25 protein-coding genes are annotated in these 21,241 nt (G+C 67.3%); 8 read left to right on the top strand and 17 right to left on the bottom strand.

Annotated elements, in window-relative coordinates; translation table 11 throughout:
• Positions 1-185 precede the first annotated feature (185 nt).
• Genes yaaA through AC07NC_RS16290 form a run of 3 tightly spaced genes read left to right on the top strand, consistent with a single transcriptional unit; the run spans position 186 to position 2,967 of the window.
• Positions 186-956, top strand: coding sequence for a peroxide stress protein YaaA (gene yaaA, locus AC07NC_RS16300; protein ID WP_154726693.1), 771 nt, complete (start codon positions 186-188; stop codon positions 954-956).
• Between the two features lie 52 nt (positions 957-1,008).
• A complete protein-coding gene (locus tag AC07NC_RS16295; protein WP_008259939.1) occupies positions 1,009-1,878 on the top strand; it encodes a 3-hydroxybutyrate dehydrogenase in 870 nt (289 codons plus the stop codon).
• Between the two features lie 24 nt (positions 1,879-1,902).
• Entirely contained in the window at positions 1,903-2,967 is a 1,065-nt protein-coding gene (locus AC07NC_RS16290; protein ID WP_494570154.1) for a patatin-like phospholipase family protein, read from the top strand.
• Here AC07NC_RS16290 and AC07NC_RS16285 read toward each other — a convergent pair.
• Together AC07NC_RS16285 and AC07NC_RS16280 are read right to left on the bottom strand one after the other, a co-directional pair.
• Positions 2,964-3,893, bottom strand: coding sequence for an L-threonylcarbamoyladenylate synthase (locus AC07NC_RS16285; RefSeq protein ID WP_008264089.1), 930 nt, complete (start codon positions 3,891-3,893; stop codon positions 2,964-2,966). The two genes, AC07NC_RS16290 and AC07NC_RS16285, sit on opposite strands and share 4 nt — an antisense overlap.
• Entirely contained in the window at positions 3,890-4,441 is a 552-nt protein-coding gene (locus tag AC07NC_RS16280; protein WP_494570153.1) for a cytochrome b, read from the bottom strand. Before AC07NC_RS16280 ends, AC07NC_RS16285 begins: the two co-directional genes overlap by 4 nt.
• A gap of 119 nt (positions 4,442-4,560) precedes the next feature.
• Here AC07NC_RS16280 and AC07NC_RS16275 point away from each other — a divergent pair, with 119 nt between their 5' ends.
• Positions 4,561-6,345 carry an acyl-CoA dehydrogenase gene (locus tag AC07NC_RS16275; RefSeq protein WP_494570152.1) on the top strand — a complete coding sequence of 595 codons (1,785 nt, stop codon included), beginning with the start codon at positions 4,561-4,563 and terminating at the stop codon, positions 6,343-6,345.
• Positions 6,346-6,355: 10 nt separating this feature from the next.
• On the opposite strand, the gene AC07NC_RS16270 is transcribed toward AC07NC_RS16275, so the two are convergent.
• A complete protein-coding gene (locus AC07NC_RS16270; protein WP_494570157.1) occupies positions 6,356-7,159 on the bottom strand; it encodes a trypsin-like serine peptidase in 804 nt (267 codons plus the stop codon).
• An 89-nt stretch (positions 7,160-7,248) separates the two neighbouring features.
• On the opposite strand from AC07NC_RS16270, the gene AC07NC_RS16265 reads away from it, so the two are divergent.
• Positions 7,249-9,471, top strand: coding sequence for a S9 family peptidase (locus AC07NC_RS16265; protein WP_494570151.1), 2,223 nt, complete (start codon positions 7,249-7,251; stop codon positions 9,469-9,471).
• 23 nt (positions 9,472-9,494) lie between these two features.
• Here AC07NC_RS16265 and AC07NC_RS16260 read toward each other — a convergent pair whose 3' ends face one another.
• A complete protein-coding gene (locus tag AC07NC_RS16260) occupies positions 9,495-10,355 on the bottom strand; it encodes an NAD(P)-dependent oxidoreductase (protein ID WP_035310905.1) in 861 nt (286 codons plus the stop codon).
• A 128-nt stretch (positions 10,356-10,483) separates the two neighbouring features.
• Here AC07NC_RS16260 and AC07NC_RS16255 point away from each other — a divergent pair, with 128 nt between their 5' ends.
• Both AC07NC_RS16255 and AC07NC_RS16250 read left to right on the top strand, forming a co-directional pair.
• Positions 10,484-11,383 carry a flagellar motor protein MotB gene (locus AC07NC_RS16255; protein ID WP_154726690.1) on the top strand — a complete coding sequence of 300 codons (900 nt, stop codon included), beginning with the start codon at positions 10,484-10,486 and terminating at the stop codon, positions 11,381-11,383.
• A gap of 114 nt (positions 11,384-11,497) precedes the next feature.
• Positions 11,498-12,235 carry an arginyltransferase gene (locus AC07NC_RS16250; RefSeq protein ID WP_494570150.1) on the top strand — a complete coding sequence of 246 codons (738 nt, stop codon included), beginning with the start codon at positions 11,498-11,500 and terminating at the stop codon, positions 12,233-12,235.
• Between the two features lie 173 nt (positions 12,236-12,408).
• On the opposite strand, the gene parC is transcribed toward AC07NC_RS16250, so the two are convergent.
• Entirely contained in the window at positions 12,409-14,622 is a 2,214-nt protein-coding gene (gene parC / locus AC07NC_RS16245; protein ID WP_494570149.1) for a DNA topoisomerase IV subunit A, read from the bottom strand.
• Between the two features lie 148 nt (positions 14,623-14,770).
• Here parC and AC07NC_RS16240 point away from each other — a divergent pair, with 148 nt between their 5' ends.
• The gene (locus tag AC07NC_RS16240; protein ID WP_494570148.1) at positions 14,771-16,501 is read left to right on the top strand and encodes a cytochrome c biogenesis protein DipZ; all 1,731 of its coding nucleotides are present in this window, start codon (positions 14,771-14,773) and stop codon (positions 16,499-16,501) included.
• Here the strand turns inward: AC07NC_RS16240 and AC07NC_RS16235 are convergent.
• From AC07NC_RS16235 to AC07NC_RS16180, 12 genes are all read right to left on the bottom strand, one after another.
• Positions 16,498-17,037 carry an RNA polymerase sigma factor gene (locus AC07NC_RS16235; RefSeq protein ID WP_494570147.1) on the bottom strand — a complete coding sequence of 180 codons (540 nt, stop codon included), beginning with the start codon at positions 17,035-17,037 and terminating at the stop codon, positions 16,498-16,500. The genes AC07NC_RS16240 and AC07NC_RS16235 overlap by 4 nt on opposite strands.
• A 428-nt stretch (positions 17,038-17,465) precedes the next feature.
• Positions 17,466-17,795, bottom strand: a complete 330-nt coding sequence (locus tag AC07NC_RS16230) for a hypothetical protein (RefSeq protein WP_494570146.1) — start codon at positions 17,793-17,795, stop codon at positions 17,466-17,468.
• A complete protein-coding gene (locus AC07NC_RS16225; protein WP_154726198.1) occupies positions 17,792-18,052 on the bottom strand; it encodes a hypothetical protein in 261 nt (86 codons plus the stop codon). The genes AC07NC_RS16230 and AC07NC_RS16225 overlap by 4 nt, the downstream gene beginning before the upstream one ends.
• 19 nt (positions 18,053-18,071) lie before the next feature.
• Positions 18,072-18,422, bottom strand: coding sequence for a hypothetical protein (locus AC07NC_RS16220; RefSeq protein WP_154726197.1), 351 nt, complete (start codon positions 18,420-18,422; stop codon positions 18,072-18,074).
• A 23-nt stretch (positions 18,423-18,445) separates the two neighbouring features.
• The gene (locus AC07NC_RS16215) at positions 18,446-18,829 is read right to left on the bottom strand and encodes a hypothetical protein (protein WP_008259273.1); all 384 of its coding nucleotides are present in this window, start codon (positions 18,827-18,829) and stop codon (positions 18,446-18,448) included.
• A gap of 31 nt (positions 18,830-18,860) precedes the next feature.
• On the bottom strand, positions 18,861-19,094 hold the full coding sequence (locus AC07NC_RS16210) for a RebB family R body protein (protein WP_008262209.1): 234 nt from the start codon (positions 19,092-19,094) through the stop codon (positions 18,861-18,863).
• Between the two features lie 19 nt (positions 19,095-19,113).
• On the bottom strand, positions 19,114-19,449 hold the full coding sequence (locus AC07NC_RS16205; protein ID WP_154726196.1) for a RebB family R body protein: 336 nt from the start codon (positions 19,447-19,449) through the stop codon (positions 19,114-19,116).
• A gap of 3 nt (positions 19,450-19,452) precedes the next feature.
• Positions 19,453-19,677: a RebB family R body protein gene (locus tag AC07NC_RS16200; RefSeq protein ID WP_008260453.1), complete on the bottom strand. Its 225-nt coding sequence runs from the start codon at positions 19,675-19,677 to the stop codon at positions 19,453-19,455.
• 28 nt (positions 19,678-19,705) lie between these two features.
• Complete coding sequence (locus AC07NC_RS16195) at positions 19,706-20,020, bottom strand: hypothetical protein (RefSeq protein ID WP_154726195.1); 315 nt, start codon at positions 20,018-20,020, stop codon at positions 19,706-19,708.
• A gap of 17 nt (positions 20,021-20,037) precedes the next feature.
• Positions 20,038-20,403: a RebB family R body protein gene (locus AC07NC_RS16190; RefSeq protein ID WP_035310418.1), complete on the bottom strand. Its 366-nt coding sequence runs from the start codon at positions 20,401-20,403 to the stop codon at positions 20,038-20,040.
• 74 nt (positions 20,404-20,477) lie between these two features.
• Entirely contained in the window at positions 20,478-20,801 is a 324-nt protein-coding gene (locus AC07NC_RS16185) for a RebB family R body protein (RefSeq protein ID WP_008259391.1), read from the bottom strand.
• 38 nt (positions 20,802-20,839) lie between these two features.
• Entirely contained in the window at positions 20,840-21,178 is a 339-nt protein-coding gene (locus tag AC07NC_RS16180; RefSeq protein WP_008262254.1) for a RebB family R body protein, read from the bottom strand.
• Between the last annotated feature and the right edge of the window lie 63 nt (positions 21,179-21,241).

Here is a 21,241-nt window from a genome sequence, read left to right as displayed (position 1 = left end):
GGGGCGTCAAACCTTCGTCGAAACGGTATTTCTAGATCAAACTCCGGGCGAAGGCCCGGCGCCCCGCCCAGCCCTCCATGAACTTCGCAGCGAAAGCGCGAGGACGATCCCCCACGCCGTCATCGCGCCCGGTTCAAATCGTCGCCAAGGCGCCCTATGTCAGCGGGCCACCACGGAGCCGCCTCTTGCTGATCGTTCTTTCTCCCGCCAAGCGGCTGGACTTCACCGAAGCCGACCCCGCCATTCCCGGCACGGACCGCCGCTTTCTGGACGACACGGCCAGCCTGGCCGTGACGGCGCGGCGTCAGACCAAGGCGGACCTGCGTCGTCTGATGGGGATTTCCGACGACCTGGCCACCCTGAACCTGGAACGGTTCAAGGCCTTTGATTCCGACTCGACCGACGGGGTCCAGGCCGCCTTCGCCTTCGCCGGCGACGTCTATGAAGGCCTGAAGGCGCGCGAGCTCGACGTCGAGGCCCTCGACTTCGCCCAGGACCGGTTGCGCATCCTGTCGGGCTTCTACGGCCTGTTGCGCCCGCTGGACCGGATCCAGCCCTATCGGCTTGAAATGGGCACGCGGCTCAAGACCCGGCGCGGGTCCAGCCTCTATGATTTCTGGGGCGACCGGATCTCGAAACAGCTGAACGCGGACGCCGAGGGTCACGCCGACCCGACCCTGGTCAATCTGGCCAGCCAGGAATATTTCGGCGCCGTGGACGCCAAGGCCCTGAAACTGCCGGTCGTCACCCCCCAGTTCCGCGAAGAGAAGAATGGCGAGAGCCGCATCATCTCCTTCTTCGCCAAGAAGGCCCGCGGGGCCATGGCCCGGTTCGCCATCGACGAGCGGGTGGAACGGGTCGAGGACTTGAAGGCTTTCGACCGCGACGGCTACAGGTTCGACAAGGCCGCCTCGACGGACAACGAGTGGATATTCATCAGGTCGGGAAATTCTTGATCCCCGCCCCGTCCTGCCGCTAGTCTCTCGACAAAACACGAAGGGCGGATTCATGTTCAACTGGTCGAAGTCATCCAAGGGCCCCAGCGCCGCACCAGCCGCCGCACACGGCGACGCCCCGGTGTTTCGCGACATCGGCGACCTGAAGGGTCAGGTCGCCGTCATTTCGGGCTCGACCTCGGGCATCGGCCTGGCCCTGGCGCGGGCCGTGGCGGCGCGCGGCGGCGACGTGGTGCTGAACGGGCTGGGCGATCCGGCCGAGATCGAACGCACCCGCGCCGGGCTGGAAGCCGGCTCCAGCGGCCGGGTCCGCTATCACGCGGCCAATATGATGCGTGGCGATGAGATCGCCGACATGGTCGCCTTCGCCAAACATGAGTTCGGCCGCCTCGACATCCTGGTCAACAACGCCGGCATCCAGCACGTCGAATCCGTCGAGAAATTCCCCACCGACAAGTGGGAGCAGATCATCGCCATCAACCTGTCCTCGGCCTTCTACGCCACACGGGCGGCCATTCCGATCATGAAGGCCCAGGGGCGCGGCCGGATCGTCAACATGGCCTCGGCCCACGGCCTGGTCGCCAGCCCGTTCAAGTCGGCCTATGTCGCGGCCAAGCACGGGATCGTCGGCTTCACCAAGACGGTGGCCCTGGAACTGGCCCAGGACAATATCACCTGCAACGCCATCTGCCCCGGCTTCGTCGAGACCCCCATCGTCGAGAAACAGATCGCCGACCAGGCCCGCACCCGCGGCATCTCCAAGGAACAGGTCCTGCACGACGTCATCCTGGCCGCCCAGCCGACCAAGAAATTCGTGACGACCGACCAGTTGGCGGGCCTCTTCCTCTATCTGGTCAGCGACCTGGGCGCCTCCGCCAATGGCGCCAGCTTCTCCATCGACGGCGGCTGGACCGCGCAATAGACCAATGACCTAGGGGACGGCGGCATGGCGATCTTCAGACGCAAGGCCGCCGAACCGGCGGACATCGTCCCGTCGACCTCGGGACGACGGCCCCTGTCCCTGGCGCTGCAGGGCGGCGGAGCGCACGGCGCCTTCCAGTGGGGCGTTCTGGACCGGCTGCTGGAGGACGGCCGGCTGGAGGTTCGCGCCGTCTCGGGCGTCTCGGCGGGGGCCATGAACGGCGCGGCCCTGGTTTCGGGTCTCGCCGCCGGCGACGCCCGCGCCGCCCTCGACAAACTGTGGCGCGAGATCAACCAGTCGGGCGGCCGCAACGTCTTCGGCGACAGCACCCTGTGGAACCCGGCCCAGACACCGGACTGGGTCAAGGACACCCCGCTATGGCGCGCCGGCGAGACCTTGGCCATGTCCATGAGTCCCTATGAATTCAATCCGCTAAATCACAATCCTCTGACACGGGTTCTAAAGGCGGCGGTCGATTTCGGCGCGGTTCAGGCATCCGACATAAAGATGTTCGTCGCCGCCACCGCCGTGCGCCAGGCCCGGGCCCGCATCTTCGAATCCGGCGAGATCACCGCCGACGTCCTGATGGCCTCGGCCTGCCTGCCGCATCTGTTCCAGGCCGTCGAGATCGACGGCGAACCCTATTGGGACGGCGGCTACCTGACCAATCCGCCGCTGTGGCCCCTGACCGGCGATGACACGCCCGACGACGTCCTGCTGGTGACGCTGAACGCCATGGTTCGCGACGAGACGCCGCGCAGCGCCGGCGACATCGTCGAACGGCTGAACGAGATCGTCTTCAACGCCCCCCTGGTCGCCGAGCTGCGCGCCATCGCCATGGCCGCCGAGATGATCGCCGGGGGCCAACTGAAACACGGCGGCGGTTCCTATCGTCAGGTCCGGCTGCACGCCATCGAAGCCGACGGCTGGCTCTCGGACCTGTCGCTGAGGTCCAAGTTCAACACCGAATGGAGCTTCCTCAATGATCTGAAGGCGCGGGGACGGGCCGCCGCCGACGACTGGCTGGAGACCTGCCTGCCCTGCGTCGGGCGGCACTCCAGCGTCGATCTCCAGGCCCGGTTCGGCTAGCCGACGAAGCCGGCGGCGCGGCGCAGACGGTCGTTGATCGCCTCGCCCAGACCCTGTGACGGGATCGGCGACACGGCGATTCCGGCAGGATGCGTGCGATCTGCTTCCCTGAACAATCTGAACAGGTTGGCCGCCGCTTCTCGCAGATCGCCCGAGACGCTCAAGCTCCAGCGCGGATCGCCCGCCCCCGGTCCGAAGCCCAGCAGGATCTCGCCGTCACGCGGCGCGACGACGTCGATCCGAACCGGGGCGTCGGGGGCGTAATGCGCCGCCAGCCGGCCCGGCGACCTGTGCCCGTCGCCGCCGTCCGCCAGCGGCCCGACCACGGCCTCGATCTCGGCGCGGGTCACCGCGCCCGGCCGCAGCAGCGACACCCGCCCGCCCAGCACCGACACGACCGTGCTCTCCAGCCCCACCGCGCAGGGCCCGCCGTCCACGGCCGCCGTGACGGCGAACCCCGTCTCCTCCACCGCATCGGCGAAATTCGTCGGACTGGGCCGTCCCGACCGATTGGCCGAGGGCGCCACGACCGGCCCGCCAAAGGCCGACAGCACCGCCCGCGCCGCCGCATGGCCCGGAACCCGGATGGCCACGCTGTCCAGCCCGGCCCGGGCCAGATCACAGACCCGCCCTCCGTCCCGCACCGGCGTCACCAGGGTCAAGGGTCCCGGCCAGAAGGCCTCGGCCAGCGCCCGGGCCGAAACGTCGAACACCCCGACAGCCTCGGCCGCGACGGCGTCGGCGACATGAGAAATCAAGGGATTGAAGCGCGGCCTTCCCTTGGCCTGGAAGATGGCGGCCACCGCCTCGGCGTTGCCCGCGTCGGCGCCCAGGCCATAGACGGTCTCGGTCGGCAGCAGGATCAGTTCGCCCCGGCGCAGGGCCGTGGCCGCCTGATCGGCCGTATCGCCGGACCTTTGGGTCATGGCCGACGCGGGATCAGCGGGATCATCCGGTGCAGCACATTGTCACGATTGATGAATTGATGCTTCAGCGCACCCAGCACATGAAGCGCGATCAGGACATACAGGCCCTTCATCACCACCTCATGGACCTCCATGAACCGACCCGCCGTCTCGCGACCGCCGCCGACCGGCAGCAGGGGCCAGTCGAACAGACCGAACCAGACGATCTCCCGCCCGGCCGCCGATGAGGCCAGCCAGCCGGTCATCGGCATGGCGATCAGGACGACATAGAAGAGCACATGGGTCGCACGCGCCGCCAGTCTTTCCCAGCGCGGCAGGTGGCCCGGGAGGGGAATGGCCGGATGCGCCAGCCGCCAGCCGATTCGCGCCAGGGTCAGGACCAGGATGGTGATGCCCACCGACTTGTGCAGCATGACGAATTGGCCCGACAGGACGCCTTCCGTCTTCTCATGCGCCGTGATCAGCAGCACCTGGGCCAGCACGCCCAGGGCGATGATCCAGTGCAGCGCCAGCGACACCGTCGAATAGCGATTGCGAGGTTCGGCCATGACTTCCCTTCCGTGGCGGCAGGGCGCCACTGTGCCCCGACGAAGAGCCTTGCGCCAAGCCGCTTGCGACGAGGGGCGATGACGAGGCACTTAGGCCTGAATATGCATCGAGGAAACCCATGAGCTACCGCGCACCCGTTCGTGATCTGGCCTTCACCCTGGAGGCCATCGCCGGCATGGCCGACGTCGCCGCCACCGGAGCCTTCCCGGACTATGATTTCGACGTCGCAGGCGCGGTGCTGGAAGCGGCCGGACAGTTTTCCGAGGAGGTGCTGGCCCCATTGAACCGCATCGGCGACCAGCAGGGCTCGCACTATGCGAACGGCGCGGTCACGGCCGCCCCCGGCTTCGCCGACGCCTATCGCCAGTTCGCCGCCGGCGGCTGGACCGGCCTGTCGGCTCCGGTCGAGGTCGGCGGTCAGGCCCTGCCCAAGGCGCTGGAGCTGGCGGCCTATGAGACCGTTCACGCCGCCAATATGGCCTTCGGCCTGTGCCCCATGCTGTCGCTGGCGGCTATCGAGGCGCTGGACCAGGTCGGGACCGAGGAACAGAAGGCCAAATACCTGACCAAGCTGGTCAGCGGCGAATGGACCGGCGCCATGGTGCTGACCGAACCGGGCGCCGGCTCGGACCTGGGGTCTCTGATCACCACGGCGACGCCGAACGGCGACGGCACCTACGCCCTGAACGGCCAGAAGATCTACATCACCTGGGGCGACCACGACGCCACCGACAACATCATCCATCTGGTTTTGGCCCGCCTGCCCGACGCGCCCAAGGGCCCCAAGGGCATCAGCCTGTTCCTGGCGCCCAAGTTCGCGGTCAATGACGACGGCAGCCTGGGCGACCGCAACGGTTTCCGCCCGGTCGGGGTCGAACACAAGCTGGGCATCCACGCCTCCCCGACCTGCGTCATGAGCTATGAAGGCGCGCGCGCCGAACTGGTCGGCCGACCGAACGAGGGCCTGGCCCATATGTTCGTGATGATGAACGCGGCCCGCCTCGCCGTGGGCGTCGAGGGCGTCGGCATCGCCGAACGCGCCTATCAGCACGCCCTGGCCTATGCGCTGGACCGTCGTCAGGGCCGCTCGGTCTGGACCGGCGAGGCCAACGCCCCGATCTTCGACCATCCCGACGTGCGCCGGATGCTGGGGGTGATGAAGGCCAAGACCTCGGCCGCCCGCGCCATCTGCCTGTCGACCGGCGTCGCCGCCGACCTGGCCCGTCATGCCGGAACTGAGGAGGATCGTCGGCGCTGGAAGGCCCGCGAGGACCTGTTCACCCCCATCGCCAAGGCCTGGTCCACCGACGTCGGCTGCGAGGTGGCGTCGCTGGGCGTCCAGATCCACGGCGGCATGGGCTTCATCGAGGAGACGGGCGCCGCCCAATACTACCGCGACGCCCGGATTGCGCCGATCTACGAAGGCACCAACGGCATCCAGGCGATGGATCTGGTCGGCCGCAAGCTGTCGATGGACGGCGGGGAAGCGGCCCGGGCTCTGATCGCCGACATGAAGGCGACCCTGGCGGACCTGGCCCACCTCTATTCCAGCAAGCCGCTGGAACGGTTCGCCACGGGGATCGAGGCGGTTCAGGACGCCACCCTGTGGCTGCTTGATCGCAAGGCCGAGGCCGAGGCGGCCGCCGATGTCCTGGCCGCCGCCGACGCCTATCTCAAATTGCTGGGCGACGTGGTCGGCGGATGGATGCTGGCCAAGGGCGCCCTGGCGGCCAAGGCGCGCCTCGACGCCGGCGAGGGCGACCCCGTGTGGCTGCAGGGCAAGCTGGACCTGTATGAGGTCTATGCCGCCAATGTGCTGGGCCATGTCTCCAGCCGCCTGGCGGCCGTGGGCCAGGGCGGCGATCTGTTGAAGCGGTTGACGGCGGAAGCCCTGACGGGCTGAAGCAGCGGCGTCAGGGCGCCGGCGCGGCCTTCTGGTCCAGCAGGTCGACCGCCTCACGGATATAGTCGGCGTGGACCACCACGCCGATCCTGAGCCGCTCGTCCTGGACGATGACTTCCTGGGTCAGAACCCCCGCGACACACGGATGGACCGGCGACACCTGCGTCGCCGGCGTCCAGAACACCGGTCCGCCCGAGTCGCCCGGAAAGACGGCCAGATCGAGCAGGAAGGTCGGAAAGGCGCTGATCGGCGTCAGCGGCCAGGATGCGATCCGCCCGACGCGTAGGATCGGAAACCCGGCGCGGTTGGCTGACCGCCCTCGGGGAAAGCCCAACGTCCGCATAGCGTCGCCCGGCCCGACCGCGGTCGTGTCGAACGCCTCCCTGTCCGCCAGCCATGCGATCGGAATGGCGTCACGGGCGAAGGCGGCCGGCACGCTGATCTCCATGACCGCAATGTCGCGGTCGCCCGGCTTGGTCCATAGCGGGTCAGAGTCTGCGTCCCGAATGATCAGCGACTGGGGATCGAAACGCCATCCCCCGTCCGGCAGTTCGACGCGCCATCCGATCCGCGCCTCGCTGTCGGGCATGCGGCTCAGCACGTGATCGGCGGTGACCAGGACGGTGCGCGGCGAGCCGTCCGCGCGGGGCGCATTCAACAGAAAACCCGCGCCCACGGTTCGCGTGCCGTCGCCGTTCGGCTGGTCGATCTGGACCGTCGCACGGATCATGGTCACGGTCAGGTCTCTGGCCGAACGCGACACGGTCTGCGTCGCCTCGGCGGAGGTCGTCGGCAGGGTCTGGAGGTCGAACATCAAGGCAAAGCGCCTTTCCCGGCTTTTCTTCATTTGACGCCGCCATGGGCCACGCACAAGGTTCGGGTCCGAACAAGGGGGCCTAACCGATGAACCGTCGCCAACTGATCGTCTCGACCGCAGCAACCGCCGTCGCAGTCGCCACCCCCGCCCTCGCCAAGCCCGCTCAGACTACCGGACCCTCGATGCCCCAGCCCCCCGTCGCCAAGAAGATCCCCGTCGTCATCGAACAACTGGGCCGCACCCGGACCGACGACTATCAATGGATGAAGGACGACAACTGGCAGGCCGTGCTGCGCGATCCGACCCTGATCAAGACCGAGGTCAAGGAACATCTGACGGCGGAGAACGCCTACCGCGAGGCCATGATGGCCTCCACCCTGCCGCTGCAACAGGCGATGTTCGCCGAGATGCGCGGTCGCATCAAGGAGGACGACAGCTCGGTTCCGGCCCCGGACGGCGATTGGAACTACTACGTCGAATACCGCACCGGCGACCAGCATCCCCGTTACATGCGCGTCGAACGCCAGGGCGCGTGGATGGTGGACGGTCAGCCGGTGACGAAGAATTTCGTCGTCGCGCCCACGCCTCAACTGCTCCTCGACGCCAATGAACTCGCCAAGGGCAAGGCCTATTCGGAAGTGTCGGCCGCGAGCCACAGCCCGGACCACAGCCTGTTCGCCTATGCCGAGGACGCCCAGGGCTCCGAGGTCCACAAAATCTACGTCAAGGACCTGGCGACCGACGAAGTTCTGCCTGACGTGATCGACAGCGCCACCGGCGACTTCGTCTTCTCGCCCGACAGCCAGTGGATATTCTGGACCAATCGCGACGACAACGGTCGCCCGGACAAGATCTTCCGTCGCCCGGCGCGCGGCGGTGAAGCCACCCTGGTCTATGAAGAGGCCGACGACGGCATGTTCATCGGCGTCGGCCGCACCGCCGACGACCAGTTCATCGTCATCGGCATCCAGAATCAGGAAACGTCCGAGGCCCGCTACATCCCGGCTGCGAACCCGACCGCGACGCCGGTCGTCCTGGAGCCCCGCGTGGTGGCCCTCCGCTACGACGCCGATCACTGGGGCGACCGCTGGGTGATCCGAACCAATGCGGACGACGCCATCGACTTCAAGATCGTCCAGGCGCCGACCGCAACGCCGGCCAAGGCCCACTGGACCGACCTGGTGCCGCACACGCCCGGCCGCTTCATCGAAGGCCTGGACCTGACGAAGGATCACCTGGCTCGCCAGGAACGGGCCGACGCCAACACCCGGATCATCATCCGCGACCGCGCCGGCGCCGAACACGAGATCGCCGTCGATGAACCCGCCTTCGCCCTGTCGCTGTCCGGCGCGTCCGAGTTCGAGACGACCCACACACGATACAGCTACAATTCGCCGTCCACCCCGACCCAGACCTTCGACTACGACATGGCGACGCGCGAGCGGACCCTGCGCAAGACGCAGGAGATCCCGTCGGGCCACAATATTGCGGACTATGTGGTCGAGCGGTTGAACGCCCCCGCTTCGGACGGACAGCTGGTGCCGGTCACGGTGCTGCGTCGAAAGTCCACGCCGGTGGACGGTTCGGCGCCCCTGCTGCTCTACGGCTACGGCTCCTACGGCATCCCCATGCCGGCCAGTTTCTCGACCAACCGGCTGTCGCTGGTCGATCGTGGCTGGATCTACGCCATCGCCCATATCCGGGGCGGCTCGGACAAGGGCTGGGGCTGGTTCCTGGACGCCCGCCGGATGACGAAGAAGAACACCTTCACCGACTTCATCGCCGCCGCCGAACACCTGATCGACCGGAAATACGCGACCGCCGGACACATCGTCGCCCAGGGCGGTTCGGCCGGCGGCCTGCTGATGGGCGCTGTCAACAACATGCGGCCCGACCTGTGGGCCGGCGTCATCGGCCAGGTGCCCTTCGTCGATGTGATCAACACCATGAGCGATGTCTCCCTGCCGCTGACGCCGCCGGAATGGCCCGAGTGGGGCAATCCGATCGAGGACCCGGAGGCCTACGACTATATGATGAGCTACAGCCCCTATGATCAGGTGGGGGCGAAGGCCTATCCGGCCGTCCTGGCGACCGGCGGCCTGTCCGATCCCCGCGTGACCTATTGGGAGCCTGAAAAATGGGTCGCCAAGCTGCGTCCGGCGACGACCTCGGGCAAGCCTGTGCTGCTGAAGATCAACATGGAGGCGGGACACGGCGGCGCCGCCGGTCGGTTCGACTATCTGAAAGAGGTCGCCCACGACTACGCCTTCGCCGTCTGGGCCGTCGAAAAGGGCTGGGAGGCGGTCTGATCCGCGGCTTCTCTTGAGCGGCTTCAGTCCTTCGACTGAAGCCGCGCCGCCAGGCTGGAGGTGTCCCAGCGATTTCCGCCCATGGCCTGGACCTCGGCGTAGAACTGATCGACCAGGGCCGTCAGGGCCAGACGCGCGCCGTTCGACCGCGCCTCGTCCAGCACCAGGCCCAGATCCTTGCGCATCCAGTCGACGGCGAAGCCGAATTCGAACTCGCCCCTGGCCGCCGTCTTCCAGCGGTTGTCCATCTGCCAGCTCTGGGCCGCGCCCTTGGAGACGGCGTCAAAGGCGGCGTCGGTGTCCAGGCCCGCGACCTGGGCGAAATGCACCGCCTCGGCCAGGCCTTGGACCACCCCGGCGATGGCGATCTGATTGACCATCTTGGTCAGTTGGCCCGATCCGGCCGCCCCCATATGCTTGATCGCCTTGGAATAGGCCTGGAGCGCCGGTTCCGCCTTGGCCAGGGCCCCGGCGTCGCCGCCCGCCATGACGCTGAGCTGGCCGTTCTCGGCGCCCGCCTGGCCGCCCGACACCGGGGCGTCGACGAAGCGCCGCCCCTGCCCTTCGGCCAACGCCGCCATCTCCCGCGCCACCTTCGCCGACGTCGTCGTGTGATCAACGATCACAGCGCCTTCAGCCAGATGCGGCAGCCCCTCGGTCACGACGGCGCGCACGTCGTCGTCATTGCCGACGCACAGGATGAACAGATCGACGTCGTGCGCCGCCTCGGCCACCGTCTTCGCGAAGCGGCCGCCCGTCGCCTCGGCCCAGGCCTGCGCCTTGGATATGGTGCGGTTGAAGCCGACGACATCATGGCCGGCCTGCACCAGGTGACGCGCCATCGGGGCGCCCATGACGCCCAGGCCGGCGAATGCGATCTTCATGACAGGCTCCGTGTTTCAGGGCACGGACTAGGCCGGGTCGAGCGGGGGTTCAAGCCGCTGTGGCGCGGATCAACGCCCGGTTAACCTCGGCGCCCCACATTGGGACAGTAAATTCCCGGGGTGCGTCCATGTCCGTGAGCGATCGTCCGATCCTCATCAAGAAGGTCAAGAAGGTCTCCGGCGGCGGCCACCATGGCGGCGCCTGGAAGGTGGCCTATGCGGACTTCGTGACCGCCATGATGGCCTTCTTCCTGCTGATGTGGCTGATCAACACGACCGATCCGGAGCAGAAGAAAGGCATAGCCGAGTATTTCGCTCCGGCCAGCGTTTCCGAAACCACCTCCGGTTCGGGCGGCATACTGGGCGGCACGGCCCTGGGCGACGACGGCCCCAAGAGCTCCGGATCCCAGTCGGTGCTTGAGCAACTCGCGCCCGAGGCCCCGGCCGACGCCGCAGCCGTCGGATCCAGCACCAATCTCGCATCGGCCAGCGAGGCCGCGCTCCAGGCCGAGATCCAGAAGCGCGAGGCGGCGGAGTTCGCCAGCGCCGCCGAATCCCTGCGTCAGGCCATGCAGTCGATGCCGGAACTGGCCGAGCTGTCGAAACAGCTGATCGTCGATCAGACGCCCGAGGGCCTGCGCATCCAGTTGGTCGATCAGGAGGGCCGCTCGATGTTCGACAACAACTCGGCCCGGCCGAACGCCCGGGCTCAGGTCCTGCTGCGCGCCGTGGCCAAGGTCATCAATCAGCTGCCGAACCGCATCTCCATCACCGGCCACACCAGCGCCACGCCCGGCTCCAATCGCGCCAGCGGTCCGGCCGACTGGACCCTGTCCTCGGAACGGGCCAACGGCTCGCGTCTGGTGCTTCAGAGCGCCGGCGTGGACGCCGACCGGGTCTATTCCGTCGCCGGCAAAGCGGGTTCGGACCCCCTCTATCCCGACGACCCGACCCTGGCCGGCAACCGCCGCATCGCCATCGTCCTGCTGCGCGAGGCGCCGGTCCTGCCGATGGACACCTCGCTGTGATCCCGCTCGGCTGTGGCGCGAACGCGCTTGCGGCCCGGCGAGGAATGACGCCAAATCCACGAATGAGCCTTCGACCGTCACACTCTCGGCAAGATCGGATGCGGATCTAGCGCCGTGACGCAGCATGTTCCGACACGACAGCTCCGGTTCTTCATGACCTCGGTCGCGCCGTGTCCCTATCTGCCCGGCAAGACCGAGCGCAAGGTCTTCGCCAACCTGCCCTTCTCGGACGGCGCCCACGTCAATGACGAACTTACCATCGCCGGTTTTCGCCGTAGTCAGAACATCGCCTATCGCCCGGCCTGCGAAGCCTGTGACGCCTGTGTTTCGGTCCGCCTGCCCGTGCCCGAGTTCGCCTTCACCCGGTCGCAGCGCAAGGTTCTGACCCGCAACGCGGATCTGTCGCGCAGCCTGGTCGAGGCCGAGGCCACGACCGAACAGTTCCAACTGCTGCGCCGCTATCTGACCACCCGCCACCCGACCGGCGGCATGAGCGACATGGGCTGGCTCGACTATGTCGCCATGGTCGAGGACACGACGGTTCGCACCCATCTGATCGAATATCGCCTGGCCTCGACCGACGGCGGACCGGGCGATCTGGTCGCCGTCACCCTGACCGACCTGCTGAAGGACGGTCTGTCGATGGTCTACAGCTTTTATGATCCGACGATGGAGCGCCGCAGCCTGGGCCGGTTCGCCATCCTCGACCACGTCCGCCAGGCGGCCCAGGTCGGCCTGCCCTTCGTCTATCTGGGCTACTGGGTCCAGGGCTCCGACAAGATGGACTACAAGTCGGGCTTTCGCCCGATGGAAGTGCTGGGCAAGCTGGGATGGTCTCGGCTGCAGGACTAGGCGAACCGCCTCTCCCTCCCCGTCCGGGGAGGGGCGTCGCGCAGCGACGGGGTGGGGGCGGCACGGCAGCAGCGCACCAACGGAGCAACAGCGAAGTATCGCCCTGCCCTTCCCACCCGGCTTCGGCTACGCCTCCGCCCCCCCTCCCCCGCAGGGGGAGGGAGAGGCCAACTCTACCTGAACTTCCTCAGGCCTCGCGGCCCCTGACGGCCGGCGCCGGCGCGCTTGCCCAGCCAGTCCTTCCAGTCGGGCCAGTTGCGGCGGCGCCCGCCGCCGTCGGCCCATTCCGGCCCCTGTTCGGCGTTGAACACGGTGACGTCGGCCAGACCGCCCTGTTTGAAATTCTGCAGCCGCACCCCCTTGCCGCGCCCCATCTCGGGCAGTTCGTCCAGCGGGAAGATCAGGGTCTTGATGTTCTCGCCGATGGTCGCGACATGGTCGGCTGTCGGCGTCTGCGGGATGCGCAGCATGGCCAGCATGTCGCCGTTCAGCACCTGTTTGCCGCCCCGCTTCTGGGCCAGGGTGTCGTCTTCCGGCGCAATGAAGCCATAGCCGGCCTTGGAGGCGATCAGCAGCTTGCCGCCCGGCTGGTGGGCCAGGACATTGATGATGTCGGCCTTCTCATCCAGATCGATCATCAGCCGCAGCGGCTCGCCATGCCCGCGACCGGACGCCAGTTTGTCGGCCCCGATGGTGAAGATGCGCCCGTCCGACGCCCCGACCAGAAGCTTGTCGGTCGTATAGGCCGGAACCAGATAGGCCAGCTGGTCGCCTTCCTTGAACTTCAGCTCCGACGGATCCTCGACCTTGCCCTTGGCGGCGCGGATCCAGCCCCGTTCCGACAGGATGACGGTGATCGCCTCGCGCGGAATGAAGGCCTCGGGCGCGACGAAGGCGGAGCTGTCCACAGCGTCGGCGATGGTCGTCCGGCGCGGCGAGATCAGGGCCTTGCGCACAGCCTCCAGCTCCTTGGAGATGGCCTTCCACTGCTTGCCTTCCGAAGACGTCAGGGCCTGCAGGTGCGCCAGCTCTTCCGAGAGTTCCTTGAACTCCTTCTCGATCGTCATCTCTTCCAGACGCGCCAACTGACGCAGCCGGGTGTCGAGGATGAAGTCGGCCTGGACCTCGGTCAGGCCGAAGTGCGCGATCAGGACGGCCTTGGGCTGTTCCTCCTCGCGAACGATGCGGATCACCTCGTCGATGTTGAGGAAGACGATGCGCAGGCCTTCCAGCAGGTGCAGCCGCTTCTCGACCCGCGCGATCCGCCACTGCGACCGGCGGTTCAGAACCTCGCGGCGGTGATCCAGGAAGGCCCTCAGGCAGGCCTTCAGCCCCATGACCCGGGGGGTGCCGTCTGCATCCAGCACATTCATGTTGATCGGGAAGCGCACTTCCAGATCCGACAGCTTGAACAGGCTCTCCATCAGCATCTCGGGCTCGATGGTGCGGTTCTTGGGCTCCAGGATCAGGCGGATGTCCTCGGCCGACTCGTCGCGCACGTCGCCCAGCAGGGGCGCCTTCTTGTGCTCGATAAGGTCCGCCAGCGCCTCGATCAGGCGCGACTTCTGCACCTGGTACGGCATCTCGGTGACGATGATCCGCCACACGCCGCGCCCCAGGTCCTCAGTCTCCCAGCGCGCCCGCAGCCGCACCCCGCCCCGCCCCGTCTCATAGGCGTCCAGAATGGCGGCATGGCCCTCGACCGCGACGCCCCCAGTGGGGAAGTCCGGTCCCGGCACCAGTTGCACCAGCTCCTCGGTCGTCGCCTCGGGCCGGTCCAGCAGCATCTGGCAGGCGTCGATCAGTTCGCCGACATTGTGCGGCGGGATCGAGGTGGCCATGCCCACGGCGATGCCGGACGAGCCGTTGGCCAGCAGGTTGGGGAAACCGGCCGGCAGAACCACCGGCTCCTCGTCCTGATCGTCGTAGGTGGCGCGGAAATCGACCGAGTCCTGATCGATCCCGTCCAGCAGCAGCACGGCCGCCGGCGTCAGCTTGCACTCGGTGTAGCGCATGGCCGCGGCGCTATCGCCGTCGATATTGCCGAAGTTCCCCTGGCCGTCGACCAGCGGATAGCGCTGGGCGAAATCCTGGGCCAGGCGCACCAGGGCTTCATAGATCGAGGCGTCGCCGTGCGGGTGGTATCCGCCCATGACCTCGCCGACGACCTTGGCGCATTTGCGCGCCGCCGCCTGCGGGTTCAGCCGCATCTGGTGCATGGCGTACAGGATGCGCCGGTGCACGGGCTTGAACCCGTCCCGAACATCGGGAAGGGCGCGGTTGGTGATGGTCGACAGGGCGTAGGCCAGATAGCGACGGCTGAGGGCCGTCTCCATCGGCTCGTCGATGATACGGCCGCCTTCCGGCGGCGGAGCGTGGATCGTCATGGGCCAGCGAATCGGGGATCGGAAGCGCGAAGTCTAGCCCGTTCGAGCAGGGACAGGGCGTCTATCTGTGGGAGATCGTACGCCGAAGGGTAACCGAACGCCTCCCGGCTTCGTATGTGAGTGACCCCGTCACGTCAGGCCCGCCTTCATGATCCTGTTCCTGCTCTCCTATCTGGCCGGCGCCCTGACCATCGTCAGCCCCTGTATCCTGCCCGTCCTGCCCTTCGTCTTCGCCCGCGCCGGTCGGCCGTTCGTGCGCAACGGCCTGCCCCTGCTGGTCGGCATGGCGGTCACCTTCGCCGGGGTGGCGACCCTGGCGGCCCTCGGCGGCGGCTGGGCCGTGCGCGCCAATGAGGTCGGTCGCTGGATCGCGCTTGCGGTCATGGCCGTCCTGGGGCTCAGCCTGCTCGTGCCCTCCATCGGCGATCGGCTGATGCGGCCGTTTGTGGCGGCCGGTTCCTGGCTGACCGATCGCGTCGAGCGCCGCTCCGCAGACCAGGGCGACGTCCGCGCCTCCCTGTTGCTGGGCGTAGCCACCGGCCTGCTGTGGGCGCCCTGCGCGGGCCCCATCCTGGGCGTCATCCTGACCGGCGCGGCCCTGCAAGGCGCGGGCGTCGGCTCGACCGTTCTGCTGCTGGCCTATGCGGCGGGCGCCGCCACCTCCCTGGCCTTGGCCCTGCTGGTCGGCGGACGGGTGTTCAAGGCCATGAAGGGCGCGCTGGGCCTCGGCGAATGGGTGCGGCGCGGCCTGGGCGCCTTGGTGCTGATTGGCGTGGTCGCCATCGGCCTGGGCCTGGACACGGGCCTGCTGACCCGGATTTCGGCCGGAAGCACCGGCCGTCTGGAACAGGCGCTGCTGAGCGGCATCGGTCGCGGCGCGCCGATGAACGCGGCGCCGACGGATCTGGCGAACCTCCCGGTCGAGGGCCAGTTGCCCGCATTTACCGGGGCCACCACCTGGATCAACTCCCCGCCCCTGACGCCGCAACAGCTGCGCGGCAAGGTCGTGGTCGTCGATTTCTGGACCTACTCCTGCATCAACTGCCTGCGCGCCCTGCCCTACGTTCGCGCCTGGGCCGAGAAGTACAAGGACCAGGGCCTGGTCGTCATCGGCGTCCACACGCCCGAGTTCGCCTTCGAGAAGTCCGAGGCCAACGTCCGCGACGCGGTGCGCCGCCTGGGCGTCGACTATCCGGTCGCCATGGACAATGATTTCGCCATCTGGCGCGCCTTCAAGAACCAGTACTGGCCGGCCCACTATTTCATCGACGCCCAGGGCCGCATTCGCCACCACCATTTCGGCGAGGGCGACTATGAGGGCTCGGAACGGGTCATCCAGCAACTGCTCAAGGAGGCGGGCGCCGCCGACGTCGCTGCGGACGTGGTTCGGGTCCAGGCCCAGGGCGCCGAGGCCGCCGCCGACATGAACCAGCTCGGCTCGCCCGAAACCTATGTCGGCTACGCCCGCGCCGAAAACTTCCGCTCGCCGGGCGGCCTCGCCCGGGATGTGGCCAAGGCCTATGTGGCCAGCCCGCTGCACCTCAACGACTGGAGCCTGGTCGGGCGCTGGCGCGTGACGCGCGAGCACGCCGAACTGGCGGCGTCCGGCGGCCGGCTGTCCTTCCGCTTCAAGGCGCGCGACCTGCACCTGGTCATGGGGCCCGGGTCCAACGGCGCCATGCCGCGTTTCCGCGTCCTGATCGACGGCCAGGCGCCGGGCGCGGACGCCGGGTCCGACATCGACGCCCAGGGGGTGGGACGCATCGACCAGCAGCGCCTGTATCAGTTGATCCGCCAGTCAGGCCAAGTGCGCGAACGCACCTTCGAGATCGAGTTTCTCGATCCCGGCGTCCAGGTCTTCGCCTTCACCTTCGGCTAAAGGTCCAGCAGCAGCCGCAGCCGGTTCTTGGCCAACTGACGACGCTTGCGGACCAGTTCTCGGCTGATGTTCAGATGGGCGGCGATACGGTCGTCGCTCCAGTCGTCCAGATGAAGCCGCAAGGGTTCGATCGAGGCGGCCGGAAGAGCGTTCATGGCCCGCCCCCAGGCCGCGTCGCTTTCCTGTTGCGACAGCGCCTCTTCCGGCGAGGGCGCCGCCTTGACCCAGGCGGCGGCGGACGGCGGCGGCAGATCGGCGTCCTCTGCCACGATGGGAATGCGATTGGCGTTCTGGCGGTGCTGATCCATGCAGGCGTTGTGCAGGATTCGCACCAGCCAGGCCCCGGGGTTCTGCACCGGCTGGCGGTCAAAGGCCTGGGCCGCCCGCACCATGGCCGCGCTCAACGCGTCCTCGGCGTCGGCCCGATTCCCGCCGGAGAGCCGCAGGCTTCGATGCCGCAGACTGTTCTGATGCACCATCCAGATCGCCCAGAAACGGTCCATCGACGGCGGCCGGTCCAGAGCGCGCGCGATCACGCCCGCAGGCGTCAACCCGGCTTTTGGAATCCCGCCCCGATCGCCGCCGGCCGCTCGGGCCAGAACCTCGACCGGAGACGGGGTGCGCGGCGCTGAAGGATGGGAAGCAGAACGCCGCTCAGGCGGCGCAACCGTCGCGGGCGCCCTCTCTTTCTCGCCTTGCGTCTCCCAATCCGGAAACAACCGGACGACATTCATATTCGTCACTCCCCCTCGGCGTGGGGAGCGACCGTCAAGCCCAAAGCGAGCTCATCCCCCTACGCTTGGCCTGGCAGAACCAACGGGGCGTATCGGTCGAGGTCTCGTCGCGATTCCGGATCGCCGACGTCGCATCAACCAAAGTTTGCAAGAACCCCGTTATCACTACTTAGACGGGTGTATTTGCTTTTTGTGAAGCCGTTTGATGCGGTGCTGGAAAATACTGACGGCTACTGGCCGCCTGACGCCCGGTCAGCCGGTGCGGCGGCCGATGGCGATGCGGCGGTCCGTTCGATCATTGCGCAGATCGCGAGGTCCAACTGCCGCGTCACCTCGCGCGCGATGATCTTCTGCAAGGCCTCGACGATCTCGAGACTGACCTGGGCGGAAGGCCCCCTCGCCGCGCGCTGCATGTCCTCGGGCATGGCCGCCAGGCGTTGCTCGGCCACGGCCCGTTTCAACAGCTCGCGCTGATCGGCGAAACTGTCGACGACCATGTGTTTCTGCTCCGATATGGAGTCATAGAGATGCCGCCCCGTCGCCCCTTGCGCATCCGTCATCGGGCGGATCCGTCTTCATCGGGCGGCAGCCCCAGAGCCCGCGTCAGCTGCGCCTGAAGCTGCTCGATCATGGCCTCGGTGAACTGGGGAATCGGCGTGTCCGGCGGCGACTGAGCCGCCAGCAACTCGGGCAGACGCGCGGCCGAGGTCCTGAAGACCTCGGCGACCATCCGCCGAGCCGCCACGACAATGGGATCCGCAGCCGGAACCGGCGGCTCGCCGGCGGCGGCCTCAGGCGATGGAGAATCGTCGGTCATCAAACCCTCCTGTCCGGCCTCATTCCTTGTCGGTTCCGGCGGGAACGAACGAGATCTTCTCGACCAGCTCGCCGTCTTCGATATCGGTCAGCAGGCCCCGCGCCTTGACCATCAACTTCGCCGCCCAGGGCGCATAGGGATCGGTCAGCAACGGCTCCTGCATCCGGTACAGAATGGCGACCATCCCCTCCGCCGCAGCACGCAGTTCCCGATATCTGGACTGGCTTTCCTCAAACCCTTCGGCGGAGGATCTGTCTTCTGCGGCGTCGCTCCACCGCTCGGTCTCGCATCGCGTCTCCCATTCCAGCGTCTGCGCTTCCTGAACGACGGCCTCGGCGTCGCTCATCTTCGATAGGGTCAAACGGGACATGGCTGCTCCTTCTCTCTCTTCGACTAGTTTCTGGGAAAGGTCTTGACCGCCGTGGTGACGGATTCGGCCGCCAGGCCCGCCGCGATCGGCGCCGCGAACGAACTGACCAGGGCCATGGCGTAGGCGACAAGCGCCGGTTCGTTCATCCCGCCCGACGCCAGCATCATGGCCATGGCCTTGCCCTGGACGGTGGTGCTGATGGACAGCATGTTGCGCTGGTAATCGGCGGCGTCCTGCACCGACAGAGCCGCCGCCTGGGTGGCCTTGTCGTAGGCGATGGCGCCACCGGCCGAGACGCGCGTCGAGGTCGAGGGCGTGCCCTGCTCGAGCGGCGCGAAGCCCAGCGCCCAGTTCGTCGAGGTCTGAACGGCGTCCTTGATCTGGCTGTTGACGGTCGGTTCGGTCACGGCGCGAAAGCTCTCGTTTCAGATGAAGGCGCTATTTCTGCGCCGCGTTCATGATCATGGTGACGGCGCTGGAGGTGACGGCGTTGCCGATCTGCTGCAGCCCCCCTTGCGCCTGCTGGGCGTTCTGCATGGCCAGGGAAATCGAATGGGCCATGCTCTGATAGACCAGCGCCATCGATTGGGCCGGCGCTTCGCCCAGCACCTTGACGTTGGTCTGGGTGACCGCGTCGGTGACTTGCGAGTTGACGGGCGTGTCGGCGGCCATGGTTCAGATCCTGACAATTCTAGAGATTCAGCAGTTTGGCGGCGATAAGCAGAACAAGGGCGTTTTCGAGCGGGCTGGGCGGCGGCGGTCGGGCGGCGATCCGCGTGGTGGCGATGGCCGAGACCATGCTGCCCATCTCATAGACCTGCATCACGCCCTGGTTGGTGGCGGCCTGGGCGCAGATCGAGGCCTGGCGCTGGGCCTGGACCGCGTTCTCGAACACGATCGCCGTCGAATGGGCCGCGCTCTGATAGATCGAGCCCATGGCGATCGTCGATGCGGCGCCCAGGACCATCAGGTTCTGCTGCGTCACCGCATCGGTGATCTGACTGTTCACGGCGGTCGGATAGGCCATCGCTCAGACCGCGATTTCGAGAATCTTGGCGATCAGGGCGCCGACGGCGGCGTTGTTGATCTGTTGCATGCCCCCCTGGGTCTGGCTGGCGTTCTCGACCGACAGGCTGGTGGCGTGCGCCACCGCCTGGACCGACACGGCCATGGCTTCCGCAGGCCCCTCTCCCAGCACCTTGACGTTGGTCTGGGTGACGGCGTCGGTGATCTGTGCGTTGACGGTGTCGCTCACGACGAAGCCTCCCCCCCTTTCTTGATGCTCAGGTGACGACCGGCGCGCCGTAGAAGGCCGATGGCGCAGGCTCCTGACGAACTTGCGACACCGACCGCACGCCGACGTCGGCGGTCCGGACCGTGCGGATCTGCTGCATGTCGGCCAGGCTGGTCGCCAGTTGCCGGATCTGCAGCGTCGACAGTTCCGCCGCATGCTGCGTCGAGGCGGCTAGGCGCGCAGCAAAAGCGTCCGCCGAGGCCATGATGGTGATCAGACCGGCGTTGCACACGCCGGCTCCGGCGCACAGCAGCAGGGCGTCGTCGCGACAGGCCGCGACGGCCAGCCCTTCTTCGGTTCTCAATCGCTTTTCCTCGCGTGTCATTCGAACGGCTCCTCACGGCGCGGACCGATGTCCGGCCACGGAATGACGGACGGCTTGTCCATCAGCGCCTGGACGCAGTTCATGGTCGCGACCATGCCCAGGATGTTGGTGGTCTGCTGGTTGGCGACGGCGTTGTGGTACATCATCCCGCTGGCCTGATTGGCGGCCACCAGGCTCTGCATCGCCGCGAAGCTGGGGCCCGAGCCGATGACGGTCAGCAGGGTGTTGGCGACCGATTCCGCCGTGGGGGCCGTCGCGGGGTTCTTGCTGAGCTCCAGCATGAGCTTCAGAATCTCCTCGAAGTCGCCGAGGGTCTGGGCGGATTTTTCCGCCGTCTTCTCGTTCATCTTCGCCTCGACCATGGTCGTCCTCCAGGGGGTGGCGCGGCGGGCGCCAGTCTCCCGCCGCGGCCGTCACGGATATCCAGGGTTCGGCGTCAGGCCGCCGTGGCGCGCAGGGCCGTCAGCAGGGACAACAGATTGTCAGGCGTGTCCGACTGGCTGATCTTGCTGGCGGCGACCGCGCCGGCCATGGTGTCGACGCTGTAGATCTGGATGACCCCCTGATTGGTCGCGGCCTGGCCGGCGATGGCCAGTTGCTGCTGCGAAGAGGCGGCGTTTTCGTAGAGAATGCCGGTGGAGTGGGCGAGCGACTGATAGATCGCGCCCATGGCCATGGCCGGGGCGTCGCCCAGCACCTTGACGTTGGCCTGGGTGACGGCGTCGGTGATCATGCCGTTGACGGGTGTCGGAAGCGCCATGTCTCAAGTCCTTCTTTTGGAGTTTGCGGGGCGAAAAATCAGGAAACCGCAGCCGTGGGACCGACGGCGCGCAGGGCCGTCAGAAGGGCCATCATGTTGTCGGGCGTATCGGACTGGGCGATCTTCGATGTGGCGACCGCGCCGGCCATGGTGTCGACGCTGTAGATCTGGATGACGCCCTGGTTGGTCGCAGCCTGGGCGGCGATCGCCAGCTGCTGCTGCGAGGAGGTCGCGTTCTCGTAGAGAATGCCGGTGGAGTGGGCGAGCGACTGATAGATCGCGCCCATGGCCATCGCCGGGGCGTCGCCAAGGACCTTCACATTCGCCTGGGTGACGGCGTCGGTGATCTGACCGTTCACCGGGGTCGGAATAGCCATGCTTGTCTCCTTCCATTCGATTGAGGCCTCGGATGGAGGGTCGCGTGGCCCCGTTGAAAGTCG

This window comes from Brevundimonas sp. GW821-FHT10A07, assembly GCF_059415785.1.
This window is presented reverse-complemented; position numbering and strand designations above follow the sequence as displayed.